General features: G+C 34.0%; 22 protein-coding genes. All 22 read left to right on the forward strand.

Annotated features, from left to right (window positions below):
* Nucleotides 1–3 precede the first annotated feature (3 nt).
* Entirely contained in the window at nt 4–231 is a 228-nt protein-coding gene (locus tag B5E87_RS07785; RefSeq protein ID WP_087244362.1) for a hypothetical protein, read from the forward strand.
* On the forward strand, nt 224–1,519 hold the full coding sequence (locus tag B5E87_RS07790; RefSeq protein WP_087244363.1) for an AAA family ATPase: 1,296 nt from the start codon (nt 224–226) through the stop codon (nt 1,517–1,519). Before B5E87_RS07785 ends, B5E87_RS07790 begins: the two co-directional genes overlap by 8 nt.
* Nucleotides 1,519–2,580 (forward strand): ATP-binding protein, encoded by a 1,062-nt coding sequence (locus tag B5E87_RS07795; protein ID WP_087244364.1) that lies wholly within the window; start codon nt 1,519–1,521, stop codon nt 2,578–2,580. Before B5E87_RS07790 ends, B5E87_RS07795 begins: the two co-directional genes overlap by 1 nt.
* Nucleotides 2,581–2,594: 14 nt before the next feature.
* Nucleotides 2,595–3,056 (forward strand): DUF669 domain-containing protein, encoded by a 462-nt coding sequence (locus B5E87_RS07800; protein WP_087244365.1) that lies wholly within the window; start codon nt 2,595–2,597, stop codon nt 3,054–3,056.
* Between the two features lie 9 nt (nt 3,057–3,065).
* Complete coding sequence (locus tag B5E87_RS07805; protein WP_087244366.1) at nt 3,066–4,661, forward strand: DEAD/DEAH box helicase; 1,596 nt, start codon at nt 3,066–3,068, stop codon at nt 4,659–4,661.
* 3 nt (nt 4,662–4,664) lie between these two features.
* On the forward strand, nt 4,665–6,866 hold the full coding sequence (locus B5E87_RS07810) for an AAA family ATPase (protein WP_087244367.1): 2,202 nt from the start codon (nt 4,665–4,667) through the stop codon (nt 6,864–6,866).
* A 251-nt stretch (nt 6,867–7,117) separates the two neighbouring features.
* Nucleotides 7,118–7,507, forward strand: coding sequence for a RusA family crossover junction endodeoxyribonuclease (locus B5E87_RS07815; RefSeq protein WP_087244368.1), 390 nt, complete (start codon nt 7,118–7,120; stop codon nt 7,505–7,507).
* Nucleotides 7,504–7,668 carry a hypothetical protein gene (locus tag B5E87_RS15035; protein ID WP_158095576.1) on the forward strand — a complete coding sequence of 55 codons (165 nt, stop codon included), beginning with the start codon at nt 7,504–7,506 and terminating at the stop codon, nt 7,666–7,668. Before B5E87_RS07815 ends, B5E87_RS15035 begins: the two co-directional genes overlap by 4 nt.
* A 24-nt stretch (nt 7,669–7,692) precedes the next feature.
* A complete protein-coding gene (locus B5E87_RS07820) occupies nt 7,693–8,049 on the forward strand; it encodes a hypothetical protein (RefSeq protein ID WP_143746888.1) in 357 nt (118 codons plus the stop codon).
* 67 nt (nt 8,050–8,116) lie between these two features.
* Complete coding sequence (locus tag B5E87_RS07825) at nt 8,117–8,308, forward strand: hypothetical protein (protein WP_206399265.1); 192 nt, start codon at nt 8,117–8,119, stop codon at nt 8,306–8,308.
* Nucleotides 8,301–8,534: a hypothetical protein gene (locus B5E87_RS07830; protein ID WP_087244371.1), complete on the forward strand. Its 234-nt coding sequence runs from the start codon at nt 8,301–8,303 to the stop codon at nt 8,532–8,534. Before B5E87_RS07825 ends, B5E87_RS07830 begins: the two co-directional genes overlap by 8 nt.
* Nucleotides 8,535–8,646: 112 nt before the next feature.
* Nucleotides 8,647–9,180, forward strand: a complete 534-nt coding sequence (locus B5E87_RS07835) for a hypothetical protein (RefSeq protein WP_087244372.1) — start codon at nt 8,647–8,649, stop codon at nt 9,178–9,180.
* Between the two features lie 127 nt (nt 9,181–9,307).
* Nucleotides 9,308–9,874, forward strand: a complete 567-nt coding sequence (locus tag B5E87_RS07840) for a hypothetical protein (RefSeq protein WP_143746889.1) — start codon at nt 9,308–9,310, stop codon at nt 9,872–9,874.
* Between the two features lie 15 nt (nt 9,875–9,889).
* Nucleotides 9,890–10,267: a hypothetical protein gene (locus B5E87_RS07845; protein WP_087244374.1), complete on the forward strand. Its 378-nt coding sequence runs from the start codon at nt 9,890–9,892 to the stop codon at nt 10,265–10,267.
* The gene (locus tag B5E87_RS07850; protein WP_087244375.1) at nt 10,248–10,685 is read left to right on the forward strand and encodes a protein-export chaperone SecB; all 438 of its coding nucleotides are present in this window, start codon (nt 10,248–10,250) and stop codon (nt 10,683–10,685) included. The genes B5E87_RS07845 and B5E87_RS07850 overlap by 20 nt, the downstream gene beginning before the upstream one ends.
* A gap of 346 nt (nt 10,686–11,031) precedes the next feature.
* A complete protein-coding gene (locus B5E87_RS15040) occupies nt 11,032–11,193 on the forward strand; it encodes a hypothetical protein (protein WP_158095577.1) in 162 nt (53 codons plus the stop codon).
* On the forward strand, nt 11,190–11,651 hold the full coding sequence (locus B5E87_RS07855) for a hypothetical protein (protein ID WP_087244376.1): 462 nt from the start codon (nt 11,190–11,192) through the stop codon (nt 11,649–11,651). The genes B5E87_RS15040 and B5E87_RS07855 overlap by 4 nt, the downstream gene beginning before the upstream one ends.
* A gap of 177 nt (nt 11,652–11,828) precedes the next feature.
* Entirely contained in the window at nt 11,829–12,326 is a 498-nt protein-coding gene (locus B5E87_RS07860) for a terminase small subunit (protein WP_158095578.1), read from the forward strand.
* Nucleotides 12,316–13,602 carry a PBSX family phage terminase large subunit gene (locus B5E87_RS07865; protein ID WP_206399267.1) on the forward strand — a complete coding sequence of 429 codons (1,287 nt, stop codon included), beginning with the start codon at nt 12,316–12,318 and terminating at the stop codon, nt 13,600–13,602. Before B5E87_RS07860 ends, B5E87_RS07865 begins: the two co-directional genes overlap by 11 nt.
* Nucleotides 13,602–14,951, forward strand: coding sequence for a phage portal protein (locus B5E87_RS07870; RefSeq protein ID WP_087244379.1), 1,350 nt, complete (start codon nt 13,602–13,604; stop codon nt 14,949–14,951). Before B5E87_RS07865 ends, B5E87_RS07870 begins: the two co-directional genes overlap by 1 nt.
* Nucleotides 14,923–16,146 carry a minor capsid protein gene (locus tag B5E87_RS07875; protein WP_087244380.1) on the forward strand — a complete coding sequence of 408 codons (1,224 nt, stop codon included), beginning with the start codon at nt 14,923–14,925 and terminating at the stop codon, nt 16,144–16,146. The genes B5E87_RS07870 and B5E87_RS07875 overlap by 29 nt, the downstream gene beginning before the upstream one ends.
* Nucleotides 16,143–16,376 carry a hypothetical protein gene (locus B5E87_RS07880; RefSeq protein ID WP_087244381.1) on the forward strand — a complete coding sequence of 78 codons (234 nt, stop codon included), beginning with the start codon at nt 16,143–16,145 and terminating at the stop codon, nt 16,374–16,376. Before B5E87_RS07875 ends, B5E87_RS07880 begins: the two co-directional genes overlap by 4 nt.
* The last annotated feature ends 3 nt before the right edge of the window (nt 16,377–16,379 follow it).

Raw genomic sequence — 16,379 nt, forward strand, 5'->3', positions numbered from 1 at the left:
TATATGAACGAATTTAATTTAGATGCTTTTTCTTCAAATTTAGACGAAGCTATCAAGTATATAAAAGTAAATAAATCAGTAAACATAAATGAAAGATATAGAATCGAAACAAATAAGAATGATGAAATTGTTAAAGTTTATGTCATTGAAAATGGAAAGATAAAAACTGTTGCACATTTCAACAATGGAAAATTAATTAGTGAATGTCAAGGAGGATCAAAAAATGGATAAAAAAATAACAATCAATTCTCTTGAATTGGAAAATGTTAAACGAATTAAAGCAGTGACTATTACACCTACAGAAAAAGGGTTGAATATCATTGGTGGGAACAACAGACAGGGAAAAACATCAGTTCTTGACAGCATTGCATGGGCATTAGGTGGAGAAAACTTTAGACCATCCAAGCCAACAAGAGAAGGGTCAACGATTCCACCATATTTGAAGATTCAATTAAGCAATGGAATTGTTGTTGAAAGAAAAGGGAAGAACAGCTCTTTGAAAGTAACTGATCCATCTGGAAAGAAAGCAGGCCAAACATTATTGGATGATTTTATTGAAAAGTTAGCTTTGAATTTACCAAAATTTATGAATTCATCCAATAAGGAAAAAGCCAATATTCTTTTACAGATTATAGGAGTAGGTGAACAACTAGCTCAATATGAAATGCAGGAAAAGGAATTGTATCAGGAACGATTGACAGTTGGTCGTATTGCTGACCAGAAGAAAAAGTATGCTAAAGAACAGATATATTATGCTGATGTTCCTGATGACCTTATCTCTCCGCAGGACTTGATTAATCAGCAACAGGAAATTTTAGCTAAAAATGGTGAAAATCAGCGTAAAAGAGAACGAGTTCACCAGATTGAGTATCAGGTATCAACGCTTGAACAGGAATATGCTTCATTGATGAAACAGATTGAAGCTAAAAAGATGGAACTTGATAAGGCAAGAGAAGACTTGTCTATTGCCAAGATGGATGCTCTTGATTTGATTGATCAGTCTACTGATGAATTGGAAAAGAATCTTGCAGATATTGAAGAAACAAACAGAAAAGTACGTGCAAATCTTGATAAACAGAAAGCTGAAGAAGATGCAAAACAGTATGATGAACAATATGATTCATTAACAGTGAAGATTGAAAATGTTAGAAAACAGAAGATGGATTTATTAAATCATGCTGATTTACCATTGCCTGGTCTCTCTGTAGAAGATGGAGAACTTACATACAATGGAAACAAATGGGATGGTATGAGTGGTAGCGACCAGCTAAAAGTATCAACAGCTATTGTTCGCAAACTTAATCCTAAGTGTGGATTTGTATTGTTGGATAAGCTTGAACAAATGGATCTTGATACACTCAATGATTTTGGACAATGGCTAGAAAATGAAGGTCTACAGGCGATTGCTACACGTGTTTCAACAGGAGATGAATGTTCAATCATCATAGAAGATGGAATGGTTAAACAGGTGCAGGAAGAAGTTAAAGAACAACCTAAATGGAAAGCAGGTGAATTTTAATGGGGTATGAAATTACAGAAGGTATCGTAAACAGTGCACAAAAAGTTGTCTTTTATGGTCCAGAGGGTATTGGGAAATCAACTTTTGCATCACATTTTCCTAATCCATTATTTATTGATACTGAAGGTTCAACTAAAAAGCTTGATGTCAAAAGATTACCAAAGCCAACGAGCTGGCAGATGCTTATAGATATGGTCAAGTTTGTGATTCAAACTAAACCATGCAAGACTCTTGTCATCGATACTGCAGACTGGGCAGAGAGATTATGCGTCGAAGCAGTATGTGCATCTCATGGCAAAAAAGGCATTGAAGACTTTGGATATGGAAATGGATATACATATGTTGCTGAAGAATGGGGAAGATTCCTCAATCTTCTACAGGATGTTGTTGATGTAGCAAATATCAATGTTTTACTGACAGCACATGCAATCATCAGAAAGTTTGAACAGCCCAATGAAATGGGAGCGTATGATCGCTATGAGCTTAAATTAGGAAAGAAGACAACTGCCCAGACAGCTCCTATTACAAAGGAATGGGCTGATATGGTTCTTTTTGCAAATTATAAGACTTTCAGTGTTGCTGTTGATGATAAGGGAAAGAAACATAAGGCACAGGGAGGACAGCGTGTCATGTATACAACACATCATCCATGCTGGGATGCAAAGAATAGAGATGGATTGCCAGAAGAGTTACCACTTGATTATAGTGCAGTTGCACATATCTTTGATAATCAAAATGCTGTTAAAGAATTAAGTGAGGGTCCAACATTTACTATTGAACAGCCAAGTGAAAAAGTATTGGAGCCTGAACCATTGGATCCAATTAAATTTGATGATTTAGAAGTTCAAGAATTTGATGATGGAATTCCTAAGGCTTTAAAGGACCTTATGAATGTTAATATGGTTACCGAACAGGACATCATGGATGTTGTAGCAATGAAAGGATATTATCCTGCGAATACACCTATCAAGAATTATGATCCTGGTTTTATTGAGGGTGTGTTGATTGGAGCATGGGACCAAGTATTGAATATGATTCAGAAAAATAAAATGCAATTTTAAGGAGGAAAATACGAATGGAAGTTATGGATAGAGAATTTGGATGGGATGATGTCATCCAGAAAGATAGTGAATTTATTATATTGCCTGAAGGAGATTATGATTTCAAGGTAGAGTCATTTGAAAGAGAAAGATTTAATGGAAGCGAGAAAATGCCACCATGTAATGTGGCCATTGTTAAAATCAGAATTGATGATACTGCAACTGGTCAGTCTGCTTTTGTCAATCATAGATTAATGCTGCATAGCAGATGTGAATGGTCTTTAAGTGAATTCTTTGCTGGCATTGGTCAGAAGAAAAAAGGTGAGCAATTGAAGATGAATTGGCAGATGGTTCCTGGATCAACAGGAAGATGCAAGCTAGGAATAAGAACATATAACGGGAATGAATATAATGAAATTAAGAAGTTCTATCCAAAGGATCCTAGTTATAATCAGAAATCTCATGCAGGTGGCGGATATACTGCTGGTCAGTTCTAGGTGAAATTTATGGAATTTAAACCTAGACCATATCAAAAAGAGGCACAGGATGCCATATTCAAGCAATGGAATGAAGTTGATAGAACACTGCTTGTCTTACCTACAGGATGTGGAAAGACAGTTGTTTTTGCTAAGGTAACAGAAGAATGTGTTAGAAATGGGGACCGTGTCCTCATTCTTGCACATCGTGGAGAATTGCTAGAACAGGCTGCCGATAAAATCAAAAAATTTACTGGTCTTATGTGTGCAACTGAAAAGGCTGAAGAAACATGTCTAGGAAGCTGGTTTAGAATTGTTGTAGGTTCTATACAGTCATTGATGAGAGATAAGCGACTAAAACAATTTCCATCAGATTATTTTGACAAGATTATAATCGATGAGGCTCATCATTGTTTAAGCAATGGATATCAAAAAGTGCTTATGCATTTTGATCATGCAAAGGTACTTGGCGTAACAGCTACTCCAGATAGAGGAGATATGAGAAACTTAGGAAGTTATTTTGAATCATTGGCCTATGAATATACATTACCCAAGGCAATAAAAGAAGGTTTCTTGTGTCCAATAAAAGCTTTAACTATTCCACTTAAACTAGATTTATCAAGTGTTGGAATACAGTCTGGCGATTTTAAGGCTGGAGATTTAGGTACTGCACTTGATCCTTATTTACTATCTATTGCCGAAGAGATGAAAAAATATTGTACAAACAGAAAAACGGTTGTATTTTTGCCACTTGTTAAGACAAGCCAGAAATTTACGGACATATTAAATAAAAATGGGTTTAAGTCTGTTGAAGTTAATGGTGAAAGTAAGGAAAGAGCTGAAATATTGAAGGATTTCGAAGATGACAAATATAACGTTTTATGTAATTCTATGCTGCTTACAGAAGGATGGGATTGTCCATCAGTTGATTGCATCATAGTGCTTAGACCAACGAAGGTAAGAAGCCTTTATAGTCAGATGGTTGGAAGAGGTACGAGACTCTCACCTGGAAAGACTGAACTATTATTGTTGGATTTCTTATGGCACACAGAACGACATGAACTTTGTCATCCAGCATCTCTCATATGTGAAAATGAAGAAGTTGCGAAGCAGATGACTCAAAATCTAGAAAATGAACCAGGAGTAGCAATTGATATTGAAGAAGCTGAACATATTGCATCTGAAGACGTTGTTGCAAAACGTGAAGAGGCATTAGCCACAGTTCTCGCAGAGATGAAGAAAAGAAAGAGAAAGCTTGTGGATCCTCTACAATTTGAAATGAGTATTCAGGCAGAAGATTTGTCGAATTATGTTCCAGCATTTGGATGGGAATGTGCTCCTGCAACAAAGAAACAAATTGAAGCTCTTGAAAAGTTTGGAATTTTTCCTGATGAAATAGACAATGCTGGGAAAGCAAGCATGTTGCTCGATAGATTAAATAAGCGTAAGCAGGAGGGGTTATCTACACCAAAGCAAATCAGATTATTAGAAGGACGAGGCTTTAACAACGTAGGAATGTGGACGTTTGAGCAGGCTAGTCATATGATTAATCGTATTGCCGCATCTGGATGGAGAGTGCCAAACGGTGTAGTACCTCAAGAATATATTCCTAATAAAAAGGATTAACCTATGGAAAGAGATTTAAATGAATTATTAGAGTATATCGATCCTTCAACACTGTCATATCAGGAATGGATTAATGTAGGAATGGCTCTTAAGCATGAAGGATATGCTGCATCAGATTGGGACAGGTGGTCATCAAATGATTCGAGATACCATCCTGGAGAATGTTACAAAAAATGGGACACATTCAATGAAGGAGCATTGTCAATAGTTACAGGTGGAACAATTGTAAAGATGGCCAAGGAACACGGGTGGATGTCACGACCAAAGAAGGAAGATTATGAATTGAACTGGGATTCAACCATCAATGACGAACAGGTTATTGTCGATAAGGATTGGATAGAAGGTCAAACAATCAATGAACCCAGACGATGGAGTCCTGCAAGGCAGATTATAAAGTATCTTGAAACTTTATTTGATTCAACTGATATTGTTGGATATGTAACGAGAACATGGAAAAAGGATGATAAATATCTTCCTACTAAAGGAAATTTCAAAGAAACGGCAGGTGACATCATTTCTAGGTTGGCAAACTGCAACGATGATATTGGATCGGTATTTGGCGACTATAAGGAAGAAGCAGGTGCATGGATACGTTTTAATCCGCTTGATGGAAAAGGTGTAAACAATGCTAATGTCACTGAATTCAGATATGCATTGGTTGAATCAGATACAATTGAGATTGAAAAACAAAATGCCATCATAAGAGAGCTTGAACTACCAGTAGCGTGTCTTGTTCATAGTGGCAAGAAAAGTCTGCATGCCATTGTAAAGATAGAAGCAGCTGATTATTACGAATACAAAAAACGTGTAGACTTCTTGTACATGATCTGTAAGAAGAATGGTCTTGATGTTGACACACAAAATAAAAATCCATCTCGATTATCCAGAATGCCTGGGGTTATCAGAAATGGGCACAAACAGTTTCTTGTAGATACGAACATTGGAAAATCATCATGGGATGAATGGAAAGAGTGGATTGAATCAGTTAATGATGATTTGCCTGAACCTGAATCATTGAATGATTTTTGGAATGATATGCCTGAACTGGCTACACCACTTATTGATGGAGTGTTACGACAAGGGCATAAGATGCTTCTTGCAGGACCATCAAAAGCAGGAAAGTCATTTGCCCTTATAGAGCTTTGCATTGCAATAGCAGAAGGCAATGATTGGCTTGGATTTAAATGTGCAAAGGGAAAGGTCATGTATGTCAATCTTGAGCTTGATAGAGCATCATGTCTGCATCGTTTCAAGGATGTATATAACGCACTTGGATTAACCCCAAATAGTCTTTCTAACATTGATATATGGAACCTTAGAGGTAAATCCATACCAATGGATAAATTGGCTCCAAAGCTCATAAGAAGAGCTTCAAAGAAGAATTATATAGCAATTATCATAGATCCAATATACAAAGTTATAACAGGTGACGAAAACAGTGCAGATCAGATGGCTAACTTCTGCAATCAGTTTGACAAGATATGCAATGAGCTTGGTACGGCAGTTATTTATTGTCACCATCATTCAAAAGGCCAGCAGGGCTCTAAAAGATCTATGGATAGAGCCAGTGGGTCTGGAGTGTTTGCACGTGATCCAGATGCATTGCTGGATTTGATTGAGTTAGATCTTAATGATGATGTCTACAAGTATATGAGAAATGATGCAGCGTGTAAGTGCTGTGTTGATTATATTAAAGCTCATAATTCAGCTCTGTTGGACGAATTATCACAGGATGATGTTTTATCCCAAAGTGTCATGATTGAGTTCTGTAAGTCAAAATTAGGCCGAAAATATTATCAGGAACTTGATGGATTAATCAACAGAGCGAGAGAACACGTTACATCAGTAACAGCCTGGAGAATAGAAGGAACATTAAGAGAATTTGCAAAGTTTTCACCAGTTAATTTGTATTTTGATTATCCTGTACATACGGTTGATAAAACAGGTGTATTGAATGATATAGATCCTGATGATGTGAAGCCTCTATGGAAGAAAGCTAAGGAGGCACGAAAGAGTCCGGAAGAAAAGAAAAATGAACGTATGAAAGCACTAGAAACTGCTTATGAAGCACTGAAGATTGATGGTGAAGTTACTATAAAGGCACTAGAAGAATATTTTACATTAAGTACAAATGCAGTACGCAAGAGAGTTGACGAACATCCTGATTTCACCCGAAAAGGTGGCATTGTTTTAAGAAAAGAATAGGGGTCAAAAAACAGGAAAAGTGACGGTGACCCCTCTAGGGGTCAGTCAGTCAAATAACAAGTAAACTGACGGGTCAGTAGAGGGGTCAGTGAATATATATACTACGTATATATATTTAGTGACGGTGACCCCTAGGTAGAAATTACTCGTGCATGTCATTGCGTGGTAAGTAGTCGTGCGTATAGCTGGCGCACGACGCCTACTAACCCGCTTGCAATGACTAGTAGGAAAATGAAGGGGGGGAGCTGATTATGAAGAAGATGATTGAATTATTTCTGCCAATGATACCTCCAACTATTACTGCTCAGCAGCATAAGATTGGTAATGGAAAGTTCTATGATCCACAGGAACTGAAAGTGGCCAAGTTGAAGATACGTGATGCCCTGATACCATTTAGACCAGAAGAGCCATTTGATGGCGCTTTAAGACTGATTGTCAAATGGTGCTATCCAATAACAGGGAAGCATTATGATGGTGAGTATAAATACACTAAACCTGATACAGACAATCTCAATAAGGCTTTAAAGGACATCATGGAAGATTTGAATTTCTTTGTTAATGATTCAAGAGTGGCGAGTGAGATTATTGAAAAATTCTGGTCAGAGATACCTGGAATATACATAAGGCTTGAAAAGTTATGAAATATGAAATAGTAAAAATTGAATGTTATTCGTTTAGGGATATGATGGATATCTATGAAATGAAGTATAAAAATGATTATAAACTGATAGGGTATGAATTTAATTCGATTTATCATGTGGGTGAGTTGGTTTTGTATCCAAGAAAAGTTAAGAAAGGTTAAGAATTTATGATTGGAGTGATGAAGATGTTGACTAAAGAAGAGTGTAAAGAAGCTGTAAGTATTTTAAAAGATCAGCATGAATATTTGTCTTTCAATTTACGTGCTAATTACCCATTTTCAATAGAAATGATTAGAGAAGTTCAAGACTGTTTTGAGCAATTAATCAAAGAACACTTTGATACGCCACCATATAGATTTGATGAATTGAAGATTAACATGTGGGTGTGGGATGAAAAGGAAAAGAAGTGTAATAAAATAATTGAAATTGAAGGAAAAAATATAGATTTCTATTATATTACAGAAAGCATAGATAAATTCATAGTAGAATTTGAAGAAGGACGTTTCTTCCCGGTTACAAAATCTATGGAGCATCAAAAGTGAGGGGTATTGAGAGGTAGATGAGGGGTAGTGACAAGGTAAATGAGTGGTAGGAAGGAAGTGAAAAATCATGAAGTATAGAAAGAAACCAATAATTGTTGAAGCTTATCAAACTGATAAAATCATGTATATTGATACGCTTGAAGGTCGAATGAAAGCAGAAAAAGGGGATTGGATTATTACAGGCGTTAATGGTGAACAATATCCATGCAAACCAGATATATTTGAAAAGAGTTATGAAAGGGTTGAGAGCAATGAATAAACCACAAAAGGCTGTATATGAAATACAGCAATGCAAAAACGTTACAGAAAACTTTAATTATTTGAAGGAACTCGCTGACAATCAGCTGAATTATACACAGATGGGAGCAACAATACACGTTCTTCAGGTGCTTATCCAGCAGAACCAAAATTACGCAGCAGCTTTTCTGCCTGTCATTTTCAAATTGAAAGTGCTGATGTCGATTGTAGGTGAAGACGATGCCTAACTGGCTTATTAATTTCTTTGCAGGATTAGGAATGCTGGAAACAGCACTGCTGGTTGTTGGTGGGATTGTTATAGGATTAGCTATTAGACGTGCTGAAAAATAGGAGGGTATTATGGATCAATTAGAGAAAGAATTGTTAAAAAAATTATGTGATTCAGGAAGAGTAAGAATGCTTGAACTAGTAAGGTCAGATATTAAAAATTATAGGAATTTAAAAGTGGAATTAGAATTGCTTGATCAAGAATATGCTAAAGAAGTTATAACAAGGCAAGAAAAAGTATATTTTAGTGATGAGGATATAAAAAAAATCAAGTCACCAGGATATAGCGATGGATTAGGTGGACACGTAGAGCCATTGGACAAAAAAATCATAAGATTAAATGAGGAAAAAGAGAAAGCTAATCAAGAGTTAAGAAATTTTTACCAAGAAAATAATTATATTTATTTTAATCGTAAGTGGATATTAATGTCTAGAATTGCTTTTGTAGACGATATTCTATCTAGATTGGATGAATATGATAAACAATTCATAATTGATTTGTATATTTCTCCTATAGGGTTTAAAAGGGTAATGAACAAGTATAATATTGAAAATAATGGAGATGTTTATAGAAAAGCAAGTAATATTTTAAGAAAGGTATTATAAAAGTAATTATTTTATTATATATAGATAGTAAATGAATTTTTACAATTTTATATAAAAATGTTTTAATAATTGAATATTTATGATAATATGTGTTAAAATTATTGTGAAAATAATAAAATAAGAAGGAATGTTTAAAATGGGAAGGAATATAGTATACTATGGATACCATGGAACTTCTTTAGAAAAAGCACAAGATATATTAAGATCAAAAAGATTTATAGAAAGTGAAAATGATGGTACTGTTTTTCAATGTTTAAAAACAAGAGCAAAACATTATCATTGGTTGGGTAGAGGAGTTTATTTTTGGGATAATGATATTGAAATTGCTAGATATTGGGGGAAAAAAAGATATAAAAAGAGAAAATTTTCCGTTCTAGGTGTTCCAATAGAATGTGATAAAGATAGAGTTCTAGATTTGAGACAAAATTCAAAAAGAAAGAGTATGGAAGATTTAATTAATTTGATGATTATACCCTATTTAGATTTCGATTTTAATGAATATTCTACTAATGAAAAAAATACATTTATTGGTTATGTTTGTGATGTGCTGTGTGAAAGAAATATGTACGATGTATGTTATAACGATTTTGAAATAGATTCCAATCAAGATTTGTTATATACTAAAGTTACACCTCAAATTTGTGTAAAAAATAAAAATGTAATAAAATATGATGAATTAGAATTAGTAGATTAGAAAGGAAGAATGATTATGTATTCAATTAGAAAGGGCATTATCTTTGATAATTTAGATCCTGAGTTGCAGGAAAGTTTACGAAATTTAGGATTTCATGAAGGAGATAATCTTAGTGAAATATTTCAGGGCTTTCTAGATAAAAGAGAAATAACATTAGATGATTATATTTCTAAGTTTTATTATTTGGACATGGATTGCAGTATTAGTAGATCATTTAAGCTTAGTACAACTGCTATGACTTTAAATAAAGATGCTAAAATTGTGAGCTTTTTGCATACAAAAACGTTGTTAAAGGATCAAGAAAAAATTAAAGTGAAAGAAAAAAATATTTTTGGAAGATTAATCTCTAATAACAAATTTGGAGGTATAGAAAATGTCAGATTTAGTGTTTAAAGGTTTTCAAATAAAAAAAATTGATTTTCAATTTATAGATGAAGGAAAAGATAATGCAAGTATAGGATATAAAATAGAAAAAATATCTGATTACTCTTATGAATTATTTTTAGAACTTGAATTTATTGATAGTGATAGAAATGATGAAAAAATATTAAAATTATGTGTTCAAATTTCAGGATTATTTGATTTTGTGGGAGATGATAGAGAGAATTTAGAAATTGAGCAAATTGAAGAAATTGTTAAAATTAATGGTTCTGCTATCTTGTTTCCATATATAAGAGCTTTAATACAAAATATTACATCATATGATACATCAAGAGAGATTATTATGTTACCTGCAATAAATATAACTGAGGTTATTAGAGAAATAGATAAAAACAATCAGATGCACAGTAAAGAAGACAAAATAGATTAATTTTTTATTCTTTGTTAATGCTATATTATGTAAATATGAATTATGATATTATTATAATGTCAGGAATTGGCAAAGATGGATGAACGTTTCCCCGATAATTTGAATATCCCTTGTGAAAGAGCACGTAAGTGTTCTTTTTCTTTTATGGCGGCATCACACATCCTCAATATAATTTATAATAATAAGCCAGCTAGACATAGAGTTCATTTTGAAATCCCCTTTAAACATACATTTTTTCTGCTTGTGGTGTCGCTTTAAAAGGGAAAATATTGCAATATATCTAGTGATTTTAATAGTATTTTGGTATATAATGTAGAAAATAAAAATAAAGGGGAAGTGAATATTAATGAACGAAAAAAAACCATTTAAACCAGGTGAACGCAAACCTAGTCCAAAGCCTCGAGAACCAAAACCGATTCTTGAACATGGAGATTTTGAAAAAAGGGATAATCCTCAGAATGATAGGTATAAGCCATCATTTGATCCGAAACCTGGAGATGATAAATGATAACAGAAAAAGAGAAGAAATACCTAGAAACGCTAACAGGAACAAGAGATGAGTATATAGAACAAGAAGACCAATTAAAGAGGAAAATTACTTATTCTTCTTATATAAGTGCTATTTGCTTGGTGGCTATTCCTGTAGCAACTTTTTGGAATGTTTTTGATGGTGGTTTAGTTATTTTATTGACAGCTATAATTGCTTTCTGTGAATTTTACATAAAATTTAATAAAATAAATCAAAAATTAGATTTGCTGAATTATGTTATAACTAATTTGAATATTGAATATTATAGATATTATTATGAGTGCAAAGATTATTCTGATGAAAAAGATAGAGAAAAAATGTTTCAAATGTTTGTTGAGAGAACAACTGATACTATAAAGGCTATTGAACTTCAATTGAATAATAAATTTGATATGGAAGCAATTAAAAAAATCAAATATGATGAGAAGGACTACTAATAAGTCCTTTTTCTTTTACCCAAAACGACAAATAGGAGGTGGTGATATGACTTGAAAGAGAACTGGGAACTTGCCTATGAGGATTATAAGAAAGGCCTTAAGCGAAAAGAAATAGCTGTAAAGTACAATGTTTCAATTAATACAGTAAAGTCATGGAAAACTCGCCACTGGAATAAGATGGATAAAAAAGAGGGTGCACCCCCAAAGAAGAAAAAGGGTGCACCCCTTAAGAAGGCAAATGATATTATTGAAACACTGATGAGTGATAGTAAACTGGATGAAGAACGCCAGCTTTTTTGTGTTTATTATCTTAGATACCACAATGCAACTAAAGCTTATCAGATCATAAGACCTCATGTGACTTATGGCTCGGCAATGGTTAGGGGTAGTCGCTTACTTAATGAACCACTGGTTCAAGAAACAATCAAGAAGTTAAAACAGGAAATGCTTGCTGATGCCATGCTTGATCCAGTTGAAATATTTCAAAAGTACATAGATATTGCTTTTCTTGATAAGAATGAACTAGATGGAAAGGCAATCAAAATGTCGGATTGTTTAAAAGCTCTAGATTGGTTATCTAAGCATATAGCTGATGATTTGGATGATAGTCATGATGATGGATTTATTGAAGCTTTAAATGCCTCTGCAAAGGATGACTGGAAAGATGAAGAATAAGAATATTTTTAAGTTTAAGCCTTTTTCAAAAAAGCAGAGGAAAGTATTGAACTGGTGGACTGATGAAAGTCCAGTGAAAGCAAGAGATGGAATCATAGCGGAAGGTGCCATTCGTTCAGGTAAGACTGTAAGCATGTCATTGTCTTATGTGTTATGGGCCATGACAAGATTCAATGGACAGAACTTTGGAATGTGTGGAAAGACAATTGGATCATTTAGAAGAAATGTACTCAATGTTTTAAAACCCATGCTAAAGTCCAGAGGTTATATAGTTCAAGACCATAGGGCAGATAATCTTGTTGTTGTTAAAAGAAAATCGACTGAAAATTATTTCTATATTTTTGGTGGAAAGGATGAGCGTTCTCAGGACCTCATTCAGGGTATTACCCTTGCTGGATGTTTCTTTGATGAAGTTGCCTTGATGCCAGAAAGTTTTGTCAATCAGGCAACAGCCAGATGTTCTGTTGATGGTTCAAAGTTTTGGTTCAACTGCAATCCAGATGGGCCTTTTCATTGGTTTAAGGTTAATTGGATAGATAAGACTAGAGAGAAAAATTTGATTTACCTCCATTTTACAATGGAAGACAATCTATCTTTATCCGAAGAAATAAAGCAAAGATACATGAAACAGTGGAGTGGCGTATTCTATGATAGATATATTCTAGGAATGTGGAAAGTTGCCGAAGGTATCATTTATGATATGTTTGAATATTCAAAGCACGTTGTTAAGAAGACGCTAAATAACTTTATTGATGACAGTAGATATCGTTATGTAAGCTGCGACTATGGAACTCAAAATGCCATGGTCTTTTTGCTTTGGGAAAAGAGTGTGGACGGAAAATGGTACTGCACCAACGAATATTATTATTCTGGTCGAGATAAGCAAAAACAAAAAACAGACAGTGAGTATGCAGATGATCTAATAGCATTTCTTGATGGAATGAAGATTAATAAAGTTGTTGTGGATCCATCTGCTGCATCATTCATTGCTGAATTGAAGAAAAGAGGATTCAGGGTAAAGAAAGCAAAGAATGATGTTGAAGACGGCATACGTGTCGTTGGAAATTATTTGAACATAGGTGTTATTTATTTCTATGAATCATGTAAAATGACAATCAAGGAATTTAACACATACGCATGGGATTCAAAATCAGCATCCAGTGGCAATGATAAGCCCATAAAGGAGAATGACCACTGCATGGATGCTGTACGATATTTCATATATACAATCCTGCATAAAAATGTAGGATATAACTCTATAGAAGGAGGAATTTGATGTTTAGAATTGCTGATGATGAAGAACTGACAATTGATGAATTAAATAAGTTTATTAATAAGCATCGTTCTTTTTCAAGAAAAAAATTAGAGCCGTTATTGAATGCCTACGAAACAAAATATAAGATATTTGATGAAAATTCAAAACCAGAATGGAAGCCAGACAACAGAATTGCTGTTAATTTTGCCAAATATATCGTTGATACGTTCAACGGTTTTTTTATTGGAAATCCTATTAAGGTGACATCAAAGAACAAAGTTGTTGATGACTATATAAACATGCTTGACAAGTACAATGATCAGGACGATAACAATGCTGAACTTTCAAAGATGTGTGATATTTTTGGATTCGCATATGAAATGTACTTTGTTGATGAGAACGGTGAGATTGGCATAACCTACGTATCACCTATGGAGTCGTTTATCATCTATGATGACTCAGTGCTGGAAAGGCCAAAATATTTTGTAAGAATGTATATTGATTCTGACAAGGTTATGCATGGAAGCGTATCAGATGATACCTATGTTCGTTATTTTGCGGATGATGGTGGATTGCATTTCTTGGATTATGACAATAAGCCACACGGATTTTCTGGTGTACCTGCCACTGAGTATAGAGAAAACGAGGAAAGGATTGGTTTGTTTTCTCCGGTCATGACAATGATAGATGCCTATAACAAGGCTATTTCTGAAAAGGCAAATGATGTTGATTATTTTGCTGATGCATATTTAAAAATACTAGGAGCTGCATTAAATGATGATGAAATTAAGAAACTTAGAGAAAATAGAATCATCAATTTTGATGGTGATGATAGCGATAAGCTGGTAGTTGAGTTCCTTCAAAAGCCTAATGGTGATACTACACAGGAAAACTTGATCAATCGTCTAGAAAAGCTTATTTTCCAGATTAGCATGGTAGCGAATATATCTGATGAGGATTTTGGAACAAGTTCAGGTATTTCTTTAAAATATAAGCTTCAGGCCATGAGCAATTTAGCTAAAACTAAAGAAAGAAAGTTCACAAGTGGCATGAATAGACGATACATGCTCATCTTTAGCAATCCAGTTAACAAAATGAAAAAGGATGACTGGTTGGATATTGAATATAAATTTACATTCAACTATCCTACAAATCTGTTGGAGGAATCACAGATTGCTGCACAGTTAAGTGGCATTGTTTCTAAAGAAACGCAGTTGAAAATCATTAGTGCTGTTGAAGATGTCCAGGAAGAATTGAATAAGATTGAAAAAGAAACAGATCCATTGGAATATTCAACAAATTATCCTACAAATAGGACAGTAGAGGAAAATATTAATACAGATGAACCAGTATTGGAAGAAAAGAACTGATGAATTGAAAAAATGGGCATCGAAGAATGAAAACTCCTTAAATAAAAGACTTTCCAAATATTACGAAAAGGAATTTTCAAGACTTGATAAGGAAATTGCTGCATACTATACAAAGTACGGTAAAGACAATGTTATAGAATATAGGATTCTTCTTGAAAAACTTCCAGATGAAGACATAAAGCTTCTTATGGAAAAAATAGATGATTTTGTCTATAAATATCCAAAGTATGCACATCTAGTGCCTGTCAGAGAAAGCATATATAAGTTGAATCGTCTGGAAGGATTACAGTATTCAATCATCATGCAGCAGCATGAAATGGCTATGAAAGATCAGGAAGAAGTCACTGAATATCTAAATAACTTAGCAGCTAAGAGTGCCAATACTTCAATGGAAGCTATGGGATTTGGAAAGAATTTCTATAGTGTAAATGATCAGATTGTTAAGAATTTTGTTGATACTCCATGGAGCAATGGAGAAAGCTTTTCAACTAGGATATGGAATAATACTAACAAGCTTGCAAATTACTTGAATACTGATATCGCTCAAGGATTTGCACGTGGTGATTCATATGCTAAGCTAACTTCATCATTGAGAAATCGCTTTATAAAAGTTTCTAAGAATGATGCCTATCGTCTTATTTATACAGAAGGAACATATGTTATGGCGGAGGCAACTATGCAACCATTCACTGAAGATTTTGAGCAATATAGAATATCCACAGTTGGAGATGGCCAGGTGTGTCCTGTATGTAAAGAAATGTCCTCTAAGGTATTTAATATAGGCGATAGACAGGCAGGTATTAATTTTCCGCCATTCCATCCATGGTGTAGATGTACGTTTGAAATCGTTGTTGATGACTGGGATAAGTGGGTGGATGACTATGTAGAAAAGCATGGACAAAGCAATCAAGAAAAATCAAATTCTATTATCGAGAATTTTTCTATGAAATTTCCTCTTGATCTTCAAATGTTTTCAAAAAGGCCTAAAGATTATGATACAATTATATTGCCAAAGAAAGAGTATGCTCATGTCATGAGTGAGTTGAATACAAATCTGACAAAGGAGCAATTAAAGCAAAAAATAGTGTCAAAGCCTATAGGCGATTATATATATACTATTGAAGTGATAGAATTTGGTAATTATAGAATCATTGGTAAAAAGCTCATAGATGAAACGGTAGGTAGAAAATTATGACAGATTTAGACAATATGTTATTGGAAAAATTAAAGGCAATATATGATGATAAGGATTTTATCGTTGGCATATTCAGCAATGCAGATAATCAGGATGATAGACAAAGAATAGTTGACTATATAGACGCTGGAGAAGAAGTAACTGTTGAAAATCTACTTTTATTATCTGTTTTCTTGGATAATAAAAGACATCATCCAGAAAGAAATCTTGCTGGAAATGAAGAATTTTAAAGG

Source organism: Massilimicrobiota sp. An142 (genome assembly GCF_002160725.1).
Classification (GTDB): domain Bacteria; phylum Bacillota_I; class Bacilli_A; order Erysipelotrichales; family Coprobacillaceae; genus Allocoprobacillus; species Allocoprobacillus merdigallinarum.